At 60.5% G+C, this 13,602-nt stretch carries 11 protein-coding genes and 1 pseudogene; 6 read left to right on the forward strand and 6 right to left on the reverse strand.

Translation table 11 applies throughout. The annotated features are described in order from the left end of the window. Positions 1–122 precede the first annotated feature (122 nt). From ACVWYQ_RS07610 to ACVWYQ_RS07620, 3 genes are all read left to right on the forward strand, one after another. Positions 123–302, forward strand: coding sequence for a hypothetical protein (locus ACVWYQ_RS07610; RefSeq protein ID WP_027575113.1), 180 nt, complete (start codon positions 123–125; stop codon positions 300–302). Next, positions 299–1,453 (forward strand): DUF305 domain-containing protein, encoded by a 1,155-nt coding sequence (locus ACVWYQ_RS07615; protein ID WP_271540055.1) that lies wholly within the window; start codon positions 299–301, stop codon positions 1,451–1,453. The genes ACVWYQ_RS07610 and ACVWYQ_RS07615 overlap by 4 nt, the downstream gene beginning before the upstream one ends. 129 nt (positions 1,454–1,582) lie before the next feature. Beyond that, positions 1,583–2,365: a Crp/Fnr family transcriptional regulator gene (locus ACVWYQ_RS07620; RefSeq protein ID WP_271540053.1), complete on the forward strand. Its 783-nt coding sequence runs from the start codon at positions 1,583–1,585 to the stop codon at positions 2,363–2,365. A 50-nt stretch (positions 2,366–2,415) separates the two neighbouring features. Here ACVWYQ_RS07620 and ACVWYQ_RS07625 read toward each other — a convergent pair whose 3' ends face one another. Next, on the reverse strand, positions 2,416–3,024 hold the full coding sequence (locus ACVWYQ_RS07625) for a cysteine hydrolase family protein (RefSeq protein WP_157286682.1): 609 nt from the start codon (positions 3,022–3,024) through the stop codon (positions 2,416–2,418). 393 nt (positions 3,025–3,417) lie between these two features. After that, a complete protein-coding gene (locus ACVWYQ_RS07630; protein ID WP_456725556.1) occupies positions 3,418–8,091 on the reverse strand; it encodes a response regulator transcription factor in 4,674 nt (1,557 codons plus the stop codon). Between the two features lie 585 nt (positions 8,092–8,676). Between ACVWYQ_RS07630 and ACVWYQ_RS07635 the strand changes: the two genes are divergently transcribed. Continuing rightward, on the forward strand, positions 8,677–9,468 hold the full coding sequence (locus ACVWYQ_RS07635) for a Crp/Fnr family transcriptional regulator (protein ID WP_404540553.1): 792 nt from the start codon (positions 8,677–8,679) through the stop codon (positions 9,466–9,468). Positions 9,469–9,619: 151 nt separating this feature from the next. On the opposite strand, the gene ACVWYQ_RS07640 is transcribed toward ACVWYQ_RS07635, so the two are convergent. Both ACVWYQ_RS07640 and ACVWYQ_RS07645 read right to left on the reverse strand, forming a co-directional pair. Next, a complete protein-coding gene (locus tag ACVWYQ_RS07640; protein ID WP_404540550.1) occupies positions 9,620–9,892 on the reverse strand; it encodes a hypothetical protein in 273 nt (90 codons plus the stop codon). A gap of 372 nt (positions 9,893–10,264) precedes the next feature. Then, positions 10,265–10,525: pseudogene (locus ACVWYQ_RS07645) on the reverse strand (hypothetical protein); the annotation flags it as partial. A 335-nt stretch (positions 10,526–10,860) separates the two neighbouring features. Here ACVWYQ_RS07645 and ACVWYQ_RS07650 point away from each other — a divergent pair. Beyond that, positions 10,861–11,121, forward strand: coding sequence for a hypothetical protein (locus ACVWYQ_RS07650; RefSeq protein WP_456725557.1), 261 nt, complete (start codon positions 10,861–10,863; stop codon positions 11,119–11,121). 38 nt (positions 11,122–11,159) lie between these two features. On the opposite strand, the gene ACVWYQ_RS07655 is transcribed toward ACVWYQ_RS07650, so the two are convergent. Continuing rightward, on the reverse strand, positions 11,160–11,849 hold the full coding sequence (locus ACVWYQ_RS07655; RefSeq protein WP_271540845.1) for a response regulator transcription factor: 690 nt from the start codon (positions 11,847–11,849) through the stop codon (positions 11,160–11,162). A gap of 928 nt (positions 11,850–12,777) precedes the next feature. On the opposite strand from ACVWYQ_RS07655, the gene ACVWYQ_RS07660 reads away from it, so the two are divergent. Further along, positions 12,778–13,095 carry an H-NS histone family protein gene (locus ACVWYQ_RS07660; protein ID WP_404540547.1) on the forward strand — a complete coding sequence of 106 codons (318 nt, stop codon included), beginning with the start codon at positions 12,778–12,780 and terminating at the stop codon, positions 13,093–13,095. Between the two features lie 51 nt (positions 13,096–13,146). On the opposite strand, the gene ACVWYQ_RS07665 is transcribed toward ACVWYQ_RS07660, so the two are convergent. Continuing rightward, positions 13,147–13,368, reverse strand: a complete 222-nt coding sequence (locus ACVWYQ_RS07665; protein WP_271540841.1) for a hypothetical protein — start codon at positions 13,366–13,368, stop codon at positions 13,147–13,149. Positions 13,369–13,602 lie beyond the last annotated feature (234 nt).

Here is a 13,602-nt window from a genome sequence, read left to right on the forward strand (position 1 = left end):
ACGCTTCCGGCGTCTCCCCCCGCCGCCGGAAGCAATTTGCAAGACCGCAGCCCCGGCGCCCACGCCCCTTCAGGCGCCGGGGTAGCGGCGTGAGCCACGGCAGGACATATCGGAGGCAGCTCATGGGCAAGACCAAAGGTCTGCAGCAGCGGATCGCCGGCAAGACCAAGCAGGCCGTCGGCGAGATCATCGGCGACCAGGATCTGCACGATGACGGCAAGGCGCAGGCCGAGCGCGGGCGCGACGAACAGGACAAGCCGAGCGAACTCAATCCGCTGAAGAAGCTCAAGCAGCTGACGTGAACGCGGAGCCGCGACCAGCACTCACGAGTGAGGCGCGGCGCACCACTGGCGAGCGGCGGCGTTCGCGCTGGATTGCCGCGGCCGCACTCGGCCTGATCAGCAGCACTTTTTCGACCATCGTCAGCCAGCTCTTCGCTGCCCGCATCGGCCGCGATGCGGCGGTCGACTGGATGACCGTCGCCGCAATTCCTGCGCGCGACTGGGCGATCAGCTCCGAGCCATCCTGGAGCGCGATCCTGGCCGGGATCGCCTTTCACCAATGGGCCGATTTTTCCTGGGCGTTGGTTTTCTTCGGCGTGCTCGGACGCTGGACGGCCGACTTGCGGCCGATGACGATCCTGCTGCTGGCGCTGCCTTGGGCCGTGTTCTCCTCGGGCATGGAATGGTTCGTGCTGGTGCCGCTGTTTCCATTCTGGCAACCGCTGTTCACGCTGCAACAACCCTACTGGATCGGGCTGCTGGTCCACGGCTCCTCGGCCGTGATGTATCCCCTGTTCGCGCGCCTGCGCTGGCGACGCGGGCTTGCGCCGGCGCGCGACGTGCGCTTCACCAACATGTGGACGACCGGCGCGTTGGCCGTGATTGCGCTACTTGGGGCGGTCGCATTGTTCGGCGGTCATGGCTACGAGCTGCCGTGGATGGGCCGCGACAGGGATCAAGACCAGGCCTACATCCGGCACATGACAACGCATCATGCCCAGGGCATCGAGCTGGCGCGGACGGCTGCCGAGCGCGCGCAGGATCCGCATCTGCGCAAGCTCGCAATGCTGATGGTCGCGAGCCAGACCGGAGAGAACCGGATCTTCGAGAATTGGTGGCTGAGCTGGTTCGACACGGAGATGCCCGATTGCAGCACCGAGGAGCGGGCGGCGATGCCGGGCTTCCTGACGCCGGCCGAGATGCGCCAGGTCAAGACCGCGCCACCGGACCAGTTCGACATGCTGTTCGTCGAGGCGATGAGTCGGCATCACCGCGGTGCGGTCAGGATGGCCGACCAGATGTGGCACAGCCGCGGCGACCCTCGGCTGCGCATCATGGCGCACGCCATCCGCCACGAGCAGCAGGGCGAGATCGCGCTGATGCACGGCACGCGCGGCCTCGCCGCCGTGACCACAGGCGTCCGCAACATGCTCGGCGACAACGTCAATTGAACGTGAGGATCTTGTATCGGCAAGCGGCCTGCTGCCTCGCCGATACTCCAGACGAACCTATCAAACGTTAATGCTTTCCGCCGTCGTTATAGGCCACACTTGGAGCCGATGGGGGCCGTCGGAGATCAAATGCAGGCAGGATTTGCTTTCTCGAGGCTGGCCGACCGCCTGACGAGCCTCGTCGAACTGACCCCGGAACATCTCGATCTGCTGGCGGACATGCCGAGCAGCATCGCGCATTTCGGCGGGCATCAGACCATCCTGCGGCACGGCGATGAGGCAACGCAATGCTGCCTGGTGCTCCAGGGATATCTGTCCTGGCAGAATGACGAAAGCGCAGATGGCCAGATCACCGCGATCTGCGTGCCCGGCGACATCGCCAACCTGCAAAGCCTGTATCGCCCACGCATCGAGGGCAATCTGACCGCGCTCGGCTCCGCAATCGTCGCGCTCGTACCGCACCGCTTCTTTCGCGAGCTCGCGGCGCGTTCTCCGGCGATGTCGCACGCCCTGCTGTTGATGCTGCTTGCCGATCACGCCATTCAGCGCAACTGGACGGTCAATCTCGGCAGCCGGGACGCGTTGACGCGCGTGGCGCATCTGCTCTGCGAGATCACGGTGCGGCTGCAAACCGTCGGGCTTGCCCGGGATTTCAGGTTGTCCTCGCCCTTCACCCAGTCCGACCTCGCCGCAGCCTGCAGCATCTCCCCGGTCCATGCCAACCGCACCATCCAGGAGCTGCGCCGCTGCCATCTGCTGCAATGGCAGGGCAAGACCTTGACCATCGCGGACTGGCCGGGGCTGGTCCGGCTCGCCGGCTTCGACCCAACCTACCTGAGCATGCGGTCCGGCGCGGACGATGCTCGGCCGCCGCATGCGAGACCGGTGGCGGCAGACGTCGCGGTTGCTTGATCCGCCTCGTGGGACGCGAGGACCTTGCGCGGCTCAATGACGTCGGGAGCCTACTCCCGCCAGACCTCGGCCAGCTCTTCTGCTGTCACCAGGTCGACCTGGCCGTGGAAGCGGGTGCGGTACATCGTCATGAGCGCATCGTGGCCGACGTCGGACGAGCTGCACAGCGCGTCCTCGATGATGACGATCCTGAAGCCGAGATCGACGGCGCTCAGGACCGTCGAGAGCACGCAGACGTCCGTCTCCGCGCCCGATATCACGACGGTGCCGACGTTCTTCTCGACCAGCAGACTCGCAAGACCGGGATTGCTGAACGCGGAATAGGCCGGCTTGTCGATCATTGCCGCCGGCGGAACGAAACGTGCCAAGGCCGGCACGAGCTCCAGAGCCGATGACGGCAGATGCCTGCGCGTCGCCTGGCGCCAGCGGCGGAAATAACTCTGCCACTGCCCCGGGCGATCCTCGGGATTCTGCGGGGTGATGAAGCGTGTGAAGATCGTTCTCTCCGCATGGCGCGCAACGACCGAGACGATCGTCGGCAGCACCCGCTCCATCCAGGGCGTCGCCCAAAGGCCATCGGGGGCGAAAATGTTCTGCATGTCGATGCACAAGTGAACGGCGCCGCGGATCTCGGCAACATCGGCCATAGCGTCCCTCATCGTCCTCCACCTTCAAGCGCATTCGGCGACCAGTTGCGAATGCGGCGCGAGGGCTTTGGTTCCGAATCGCGGCGTGCAGCGCGAACCCCGCCCAGAAAAGCTACAAAATGAAGGTGGTGCGCTCGGAGGGCGGTCGCATTTTCTGTGATTTCAATGAGTTATCGAGGACTATCAATGCATAAGGGGCATTTCAAGTCTAAGAATATCTTTCAGGAAGGCCACCCAAGGCGCGTCTTGTCGGGTGGCGCTTTTCGAGAGATCGCGCTGTCCCACGGCACGGTTTGGTCCCACGGCCGGCCACTCAAGGATCCAGGCCGCATATCAACCGACCAGTATACGGAGCAAGCTGTTCAACATCGGCCCTGCGTCCTGCTCGCGAGACAATGCAACATTTCAAATCAGCAGGTCATGATGCGCAGCTACAGGGGCGTGATGGGGACCGTTATTGCCATGGTTGGCCGCGGGATCATCCAGTCCGTTGGGCAGGATTTTGACGAGGATATCGAGGTTGGCCGCCTGACCGGGCTTGGCGCGTGGATCGAGCGGAATGTGGACCTCTCTAGGTTCAATCGTGACGATGGGAGTGAAAGGAGTTGCGTCGCTGTCGAAGCGGAACACCCGCTCTCGATCGGCGCCGCCGGCCTCGAACGCAGCTTTAGCCGGCTGTGCGGCCTCCGATGCGATTCCAGCAGGTTGCGCAGCGTGCTGCGAGTTTCCGTTCCCTGCACTATCGCCTTTTGTGGCGCTCGATTCGGCAATCTCGGCTGCTGCTGATGCCTTTGCGGAGGTCGAGTGTGACGAATGTGAATTGTATCCTGAATTACTGTGCTGCAGGTCAGCCAATTTTGCCGTGGCCACTGCTGCCGACGCGCTTGCGTTCGATGCACGATGATTGCCGCCATCGCCGACACTCATCTCGGACATGACAGTTTCAGCCAACTCGGTGGTTGTCGCCTTTACATGCTCCGGCTCCGCGACGTTTTGCGTACTACCGCGATCCGCGCGACCGGCCGTTGCAACACTTTCGTCAGCCTTCGGCCCGTGAGCAGAGGTCGAGTGCCACCATTTGTTGCTGTGCTCCATGCCGCTGGGCTCTGCCATTTTCGCTGGCCCAGGCGCATCGGCCGGAGTCCAGGAATGATGCTCATTGTCATTGCCGACGCCGTTGCCCGGTATGGCCTTAGCTTCGGCCGTCTCGGTGGCCGCCATTGCCGCCCCTCGCTCCGACGCGTGCGAGTTGCTGTGGCCCAGGCCGCCTGGTTCGGCCGTTCTCGCTAACCCCGACGAATCGTCCGAAGCCAGTGGATCATGCGCGTTGTGCTTGTCGGCGCGATTGTCCGGTACGAACTTCGCTTCGGCCGTCTCCGTGGCCGCCTTTGCCGACCCTCGCTCCGACGCGTGCGAGTTGCTGTGGTCCAGGCCGCCTGGTTCGGCCGTTTTTGCTGGCCCTGACCAATCGTCCGAAGCCAGTGGATCATGCGCGTTGTGCTTGTCGGCGCGATTGTCCGGTACGAACTTCGCTTCGGCCGTCTCCGTGGCCGCCTTTGCCGACCCTCGCTCCGACGCGTGCGAGTTGCTGTGGTCCAGGCCGCCTGGTTCGGCCGTTTTTGCTGGCCCTGACCAATCGTCCGAAGCCAGTGGATCATGCGCGTTGTGCTTGTCGGCGCGATTGTCCGGTACGAACTTCGCTTCGGCCGTCTCCGTGGCCGCCTTTGCCGACCCTCGCTCCGACGCGTGCGAGTTGCTGTGGTCCAGGCCGCCTGGTTCGGCCGTTTTTGCTGGCCCTGACCAATCGTCCGATGCCAGTGAATCATGCGCGTTGTCCTTGCCGGCGCGATTGCCCGGTACGGACTTCGCTTCGGCCGTCTCCGTGGCCGCCTTTGCCGACCCTCGCTCCGACGCGTGCGAGTTGCTGTCGTCCAGGCCGCCTGGTTCGGCCGTTTTTGCTGGCCCTGACCAATCGTCCGATGCCAGTGAATCATGCTCGTTGTTCTTGCCGGCGCGATTGCCCGGCATGGACTTCGCTTCGGCCGTCTCCGTGGCCGCCTTTGCCGACCCTCGCTCCGACGCGTGCGAGTTGCTGTCGTCCAGGCCGCCTGGTTCGGCCGTTTTTGCTGGCCCTGACCAATCGTCCGATGCCAGTGAATCATGCTCGTTGTTCTTGCCGGCGCGATTGCCCGGCATGGACTTCGCTTCGGCCGTCTCCGTGGTCGCCTTTGCCGACCCTCGCTCCGACGCGTGCGAGTTGCTGTCGCCCAGGCCGCCCGGTTCGACCGTTTTCGCTAACCCCGACGAATCGTCCGAAGCCAGTGGATCATGCGCGTTGTCCTTGCCGGCGCGATTGCCCGGCATGGACTTCGCTTCGGCCGTCTCCGTGGCCGCCTTTGCCGACCCTCGCTCCGACGCGTGCGAGTTGCTGTCGTCGAGGCCGCCCGGTTCGACCGTTTTCGCTGACCCTGACGAACGGTCCGAAGCCGGTGAATCATGCGCGTTGTCCTTGCCGGCGCGATTGCCCGGTATGGACTTCACGTCGGCCGCATCTCTGGCGGCGGCCATTGCAGACATTTGCTCGGGAGCGTGCCGCGTCCCTTCGCGGTCGTCCCTGTGCGCTGTCGCGAGGCTCGATTCACCAAAATCGGCTGCTTCCGGTGCGCTTTTAGAGGTTGAATGCACCGGCTTGCCATGTTCCGCGCTGCCTGTTTCTGACTTTCCCGAAGGGTCCGAAGCCGGGGATTGATGCTCGTTCTCATCACCGACATCACTCCCAGGTATGAAGCCACCGTCCGTCTGCTCCGCACCTGTTTCCTTTGCAGGCCATGGCTCCAGAACATGCTGTGAGTTACTGCCGCCCGCGCTACCGGCCGCTGCGATGCTGGGGCCGGTGCCTGCATCGTTCCGCTGACTCTTCAATGTAAGACTTTCAACTTCCGTTACCGCTGCAGCATGAGCAAGCACGATCGGTGATATGCGAGCCGACCCCTCGGTCCCATCGACGCTCTCTTCCGTTGTGCGGGCCGGCGCGAATTCAGTCCTCAAGCCGGCATCAGCCAGACTGTCCCAAACTCCAGCGGTCCCGAATGTGCTCTCTCTCGTCCCGATACTTGCATGGGCACTGTCGGTACTCAGAATAGCTTCGATTGCAATTACGGATGTCAGCGCTTCTTCGAGCTGCTCCAAGGTGAGAGCGGCCGCCGCGGCTGTCGGCTGGCCGACGACATCCGATTCTGCGATGGATACAATCCCCTGCAGATGGATTTCCAACAGGTCGCGGTCTCCGATCTCCAGAACACGATCGGTCGCATTCACATAGACGATCGTTTCATTGGTTGTGGAGTTGAAGATCCAAGCGACGGTGTGTGGCGGTATGGACTTGCTTGCTGCTGTCATATGAAGCCTTGCAAGGGCTCCGAAAGCCGCAAGATTGATCCTGCTCGGCCCAGACGCGAAGTTGAAGACAGAGTCGGAAGAGGTAGAACTGGAATCGGTCGGGTCGCGATGAACAACGTTTTCAGCGACGTTGCCGCCCATCAGCTGATCGTGGCTATATCCGCTACTGCCGGCATCGTGACTGAAGTGCACGAGGCCGGCAAGTTTTTGGAGAGTCTCCCCTACGATACCATCACTCGAGTGGCCCCGAGTGCCTTCTCCGGCGGCGCTTTCGTTTTCAGCGGCCACAAACGCCGAAGGCAGGCGAGAAGCCTGCGCAACGAAACCCGGGACTGAATCGTCTACATGATGATCGTCGGCATTGGTGATCGCAGCCAGTTTGGTGGCCGCATTGTATCCGGTAACGTCCACGAAGCTGTCGAGCGGCGCTTTGGCCGGGTCATGCGACAGCGATGCCAAATGGGGATCGCTGAGTGTGTAGATCAACGCACCGGTGAGAGTGGCGAAAGTACCATACCCTCCGTGAATCAACGTCGGATTGGATGTCAGCCGCGAGAATAGATGTTCCGCGGTGGAGTCACCTCCAATCTTCGCGTCGTTCACTCCTCGCAGGGAAGGTGTGGCCAAACCGGGCGTGCTTGATCCAACAGAACTGTAGTCCTTCCACGATTTCGAGCCTGCGGATTGCTCAGCGGTGCGAGGCGCTTCCATTGCCGATGCCGCGGTCGAGATTTGGCTCGCCCCGACAAAAACGCCTCTCTGAGTGAGCGACGGCTTTTCGTCGGAATCCGCGACGATGGCGTGACGGAGGATAGCTCGCTTCCAGAGCTCATATTCGGCATACTCCACCGCGGGGCCGGTGCTGTCGTCATGCGGAAGCATGTCGTTTGCCTCCGACGCCTTGAGTTCGTCCGCAATGGCGACCGCCAGGAGTGCAAGCGAGAACATTCCGAACCCGGACGGGCGTTGCAGCAATGCGAGGGTGGCGAGCACCGTCCTGTTGGTTATTTCAAGCTTCTGAAATATGTTGTGCAGGTGTACTTTAACGGTTCCATCGGAAACGTTTAGCTGGTGCGCGATCTCCTTGTTCGACATTCCTTCTGAAACAAGTCGTACAACTTGACGTTCGCGCGGCGTCAATAGCTCCAGTAGGTTCTCGATTTTGCTGCTGTCGGTTTTCTCGACGGTTGGCGAGAGATCGGACTGCTCCAAAAAGCTACGCTTCGTCATCAGTCGCAGCGATCGGAGCACAGCGTCCGGTGCGACATACTTCGCGATTGCATCACACGCGCCAGCAGCGATGGCTAAGGTTAGATCGTGGTCCGTGTCGGAATCTGTAAAGAACACCAGGCGCGTGGGCAGCCGATCAGCTTTCGCAATGGCGAGGATCTCGGATGCCGTCAGATCTGGCAGGGTGTCAGCAAGAAGTGCAACGTCGGGTGTCAAATTCCGCATCGCTTGGATGCAGCTTGTCCCGTCGCTGCACGACGCGATGACGTCGAAGTCCGGCTGTGCCCCGAGTACCGACTCAAGCCCCCGTAGAACGATCGGCTGTCGATCTACGATCACAAGCCGGACGGGCTTGAGTACCCGCTCTTTCGCAGACGTGTCTAACATGGACTCTGCCTCGACCCGGCCGTCTATGTCCTTCGGCATATAGCCGAGGCCGAGTGAGGTCATTAAAATACAACGAATAGAATAAAGAAAGAGATTTAATCAGATTTAACCATATCTAAAATCGCAAATTTGACGGCAAATGTGCCCATTTGCCGTAAGTTCTAGCCTTTTGCCGAATAGTACGGCGACGCCAAGCCGTTGGGTGGGCTTCGAGTGGGGCACACGAACGGCTCACGGCCGTCATTCCAACGCTTTTGGTCCCGGCGCCCAGAACACCATCTTGGAAATTGGCCGTCCCCGAGACGAGACTTTCAGAGCGCGCTCGCGATGCGCGCCTGCGCGCTTCACTCTCAAGGCCGATCAGCTGTTCGGAGAATGATCGTTGGCTGGGATGCCGTTCAGCCGCAGCGCAGGCTGCCGTCGGCGAGTCGGCGACATCAACTGCAGGTCCGCGACAGGTCCGTATAAGCGCAAGCTGGAGTCGCGGGCGCAGGCCGTCCGTTGAATGGCAGACCAACGCGTGCTGGCTTTCATCGCAGGAACCATATCTGTGGTTGCCAGTTGACTGCTGTTGAGCTGCACGCCGGACAGCAGCTCGACGAGCCGGCATGAGTTCTCGCGCCGAACATCCGTCGGGGGGTTGATCCCATGATGGACCACGCGACTAGGGTTGGTAATCGGTTGTTAGCAGCGTTGCCGCCGGCGGATTTTGCTTTGCTTGCACCTCATCTGCGGAAGATCGGGATCGAGCGCGATACGGTGCTCGTCCGATCAGGCGATCGGATCGAACATCTTCTCTTCCCCCTGAGCGGCGCGATAGCCACTATCATGGAACTGCCGAACGGGCAGACGGTCGCCACGACGATAGTGGGCCATGAAGGGGCTGTGGGTCTGACATCAGCGCTTGGCGCCTCCCACTCGCCCGTGACGGCCATTGCTCGCATCGCCGGGACCGCGCTGCAGATCTCGCCCGCGCAATTCCTGACAGCGCAACATTGCAGCCCCGCCGTCGCAGCGATGGTGCAAGTGTTCACGAGATCGTTGCTGACGCAACTCCAGCACGTGGCTGCCTGCAACGCATTACATTCCGTCGAATCCCGCTTGGCGCGCTGGCTGCTTCACATTCACGATCGGGCAAATGGCAGCGATCTCCTCCCGCTGACCCAGGAAACGTTGTCGGAATTGCTGGGCGTCCGCCGCACCACCGTCACACATGTCGTGAGCACAATGCGGACATCGAGAGCGCTAAGATCCAATCGACGTGGCCAGCTTGAAATCGATCGGCCGCGGCTCGAAGCCATGGCATGCGAATGCTACAAGGTCATGAGCCGCAGAATCGATCGGATCGTCTCGCAGAGCACGGTCGGGCTCGTTCATAGGCCTCCAGCGCGGAGCGCCTCCCGCTCGCCTGGCAGTCGAATAGCCGGGACAGGCTCTTAGAACCAGTTCGTTTTCGCGAACCACCCGCATGTGCCCGCGCCATCCGGCAAACCGCGCGAAGCTCAGTCGCTGCAAACGTCCGATCCTGCGTGGCATTTTTTCGACTTTGCGGCCGGCTCCCGGCCGAAGCGAACAATGACGAAAATTCCTGTCATCCATTCGCCTTGGGACGCTCGTCACAACAGCCCGACTTCTTGCGAATAAGCGGTATGGCCATGAGCTTTGCCTGTGCAAAGCCGGAAGGCTCACCCGCGGTCCGAGCTGGGTTATTGGCGCCGCCCGCCTTGCGCAGCTTGCGCTGAAGATTCTCCTCTCGACCTACCCGCTCTCTGAGCTTTTCAAGTTCCGCAAGCTCTGCGACCAGCGCCTCGAGACGCTCTCGAAGCAGCGCCGCAGGTCTCTCCGCTCGAACGCGGATATTCATGACACGCTCCTGATCGAGGTCTTGAGGAAAGTCGCCTACTGATAAGGTCAGAAAAAGTATGCAGTTCACCACAATCGCATGAACATTTGGCAGTATTTGCACCGCAAATCGCGCTGCTGCGGTGCAACAAGGGACGACTCGGCCGAACGTTTAAGAAAGGTCCAGCCCTGCTAAACCGTACGGCGCCGCAGGCTCACGCATGGGCTGAGAAGACTGCTATCGGCTGGATTCGGCTGCACTCGAAATCCTGGTGTTGGCTCCCGGACACTCGGCCTTGCGCTTTTCCTCATCTTCTTCTGCGCAATCGAGCCCACCTTGTGCGTTTGGAATTCCAGAGCCGCCGCCAGTTGCGAAAGGCCCTTTCGCATTGCCTCCGCCACCACCAGACCCGCCGCTACCGCCGGATCCGCCACCGGCTGCCCCTCCTCCGGCGCGAGATGATTTAGCAGAGCCCCCGCCAGGGGCTCCCCCGCCCCCTGTTGACCCGCCGCTGGAGCTCCCCGGTCCCGATACGGACGACCGGTCGTTATCGAAGAACGACGATTGCCTCCCGTCCTTCTGCGTCACTCGATGCAGCCCCCCCGAGCTTGCAATGGCTCTTGAGGTCAGGGAAGTGGATAGAAGCAGAGTCATCACTGGGGGTGTGACGGCCGCAAATCTTCCGCAGGTTTTCAAGAACGCCCGCCGGTCGTCATCTTCGTTGCCGTCCCGGGTCACAATACGCTCTCCTCGGTTTAAAATATCAATTTATGGTATTATACATTAAATGTATTTTCAACCGATAATTTTCTTTATCCGAGTGGCGTTGCTTGACGTGCGCTGTCAATTGATCGTGGCAATTTCCGTACTCGTTCCTGTACTTCCTGGCCTTTCGGGCGCAGCTTCGGAGTTGCGCTCGCCATTTAATATGATTAATTTACGTTTTAACGGACGTCGAGCGCAGGGCTCGATTGCAACGGATGCAACGGATGATGACGATGCCACTGCAATTCCACCGGTCTGTCCGCGACATGGAGATCTGGAGCGCGACCAGCGAGGGCTTCTCGTTCGTGATCAGCTTCGAAAGCCCGAGAGGCCCCGGCTTTCATGGACGCACCGGCTATTTGGCGAGTTGGCGTCCGCTCCACAGAAACCAAGCCGCAATCAAGATCGGCGGTTCGCCCTTTCAAACGTTAGAAGAGGCCGAAGGGGCCTGCAGCGACATGGCTGGGCATCTGGCGCCACGATAACCCCCCGCGCACGCTCGGGAAGAAGCCAGACGCCCCGGTCATTTCACGCCCGCCGGATCCTGACGCAACAGATCAGGGGAATCCAGCTCACGTGACGGGGCATTCAGCTCGTTTCGCGAAATCGCCAATGCCGCGAGAACCGTGCGATTGCTGATGTCCAGCTTTTGGAAGATATGATGAAGGTGGACCTTGATCGTGCCGTCGGCAAGGTTCAACCGACGTCCAATCTCCTTGTTCGATAGACCCTCCGACACGAGCCGCATGATTTGCCGCTCCCGGTCCGTCAGTTGTGTGAGGGGCTTCTCATCGGGACGGGGCTCGTCATTGGTTTGCCAGGGGCCCGGCGATGCCGCTGCTTGGCCCTGGGCGGCCTTCCGCAGGGTTGAGACCAGCATCTCGGCATCCGAATCCTTGGAGAGGACGATGCAGGCGCCGCTCAAGGCTAGCCTTTGCAACTCACAATCGGCCGCGACACCGGCGAAGAAGACCACCGCGGGAGCTGGGCCTGAAGCGTTCGCAGGAGCGAGGATCTGCTGCCGGCTTACATCGGGCAGTGCAGCATCGACAAGCGCGACGTCCGGCACAAGAAGTCGGATTGCCTCGTTGCAGCTTGCACCATCGCTGCAGGACGCAACGATCGCAAAATCGCGCTGCGCTGCAAGAACGCTCCTGATCCCTTGCAAAACGATCGGATGTCGGTCCGCGATGACAATTCTGGTGCGGTGCATGCTTCCCCTGCCTATCGCTAAAAACCCCCCGTGCAGCCGTTTAATCCAACAATTTCTTCGAAACGCGAGGATGACCAGTCCGCTCGGCCACAACGTCACACTGCCTCAAAACCATGACAGCCCAACATTCGGCGACCGCGCCACCGTAACTTGATGGGCAAGTATGCGCAGCACCGTAAGAATGCGGTCAAGATTCGAGGCCGCAAGCTCGACCAAACCGGCGTTCTTACGACAACGTCTGATAGATTCAATCAGCAAATTCTCCCAAAGAATGTCATCGGCGCGGGGATAGACTGCTGTGTTATGATGGTCAACATTCAATTAACTAGGGTGGCACTGTTATTACCAACGATATATTGGGTCATTCACGATTCAAATCTAACATTCGACGAAATTTCGACGAACGCGAGACCGTTCAACAAGCCGCGCTTCTGAAAGGAGGAAAAGTAATACTATTCACCAAGGCCGAGCTGGGTAAAAACGGCTGCGCCGCGCAGCCAGTGTAGCAGCGATGAAAACCGGTCACCCAAATTGGAGCTGCATCTTCGTAATTCAGCAACTTCAATGAGCGGTCATGGAGGGCATCGTTGGCAATGAGTAGGTGGTCACATGTATTCTTCAGCAGTTTTGCGTCAAACTCATCAGGCTCTCATCGTTCAATTCACTGAATTGCAGAACTTGCGTAACCGCGTGTTGAAGGCCGAGCACCGATTGCTTGCGCCGAAACGACGAGCCCGGGGGCGGGGGAAGCGACCGCTCGTTCGGAGGTACAGCCTCAGCCGGTAACTCCATTACCGCGTTGCACAACTCACGAAGCTGCGCGAGTGGATCGTGCTTGCCGGACCCCGGTTTGACCTGATAATCCCCCTCCTGATTTGGTTCGGAGGTAGTGGGGACGGCTTCCATGGGGAATGAGGACTGGGGATCCATGACCACAGCAGAGCTGTGGCAGCTCTATGATGAGGTCACGGCTGTTCTCAGTCGAAGGATGACCGCGGAAAAAGCCAAGCTTGAAGAGCGGCTTCGCAGGATTGAGGGGAAGGCCGGGGGGCAGAACGAGGGGCGTGCACGTCGCCCCTACCCTCCCGTGCTACCGAAGTATCAGAACCCTAAGAACCCGTCCGAAACCTGGTCCGGCCGTGGTAAGCAGCCTCGATGGCTGAAGGCGCAGCTTCGCGCCGGCAAGAAGCTGAACGATCTCCTGATCGACCGTTCGTCCGCACAACGGCGCCGCAGGGCCGGCTGAACCTCGGGCGGTCAACGCGGCAGCCTTCAGGACTTGGCCGCGGGCGCCACTCTAGCGAGTGCTATCTTCTTTCCCGTTAGGACTGCCGTCGCCACCACGGTTGCCCTTGCCATTGTTGCCCTGCACAAGTTTTCCGCCAGAACTAGCGATGGCGGTTGAGGTCAGAGAGGTCGAAAGCAGCAGCGTCATCACGGGAGGAGTCACGGCGGCAAACTTTCCGCAGCTCCTCAAGAACTCACGACGGTCTTCACTATTGGAGTCGAGTGGATTCATCGGCGCTTTCCCTGCAATGGTCGAGGACAGAAAATAAGCGGATTTGGATGCGCCGCAAGTTAAATATGTTAATCTCGAATTTTAAATCCCCCGCAAACGACACCTCGAGTGCTATTGCATGCCAGCATCCGTCACGACATCGGTGAAGTCCCGCGCAAAGCGAGATCCAGAGGCAGCTTATACCGAACGCATTATATGCACAGGGCGCGTTTGTAACTATTGTAATTTCAACTG

It is taken from the genome of Bradyrhizobium sp. USDA 3397 (assembly GCF_054060965.1).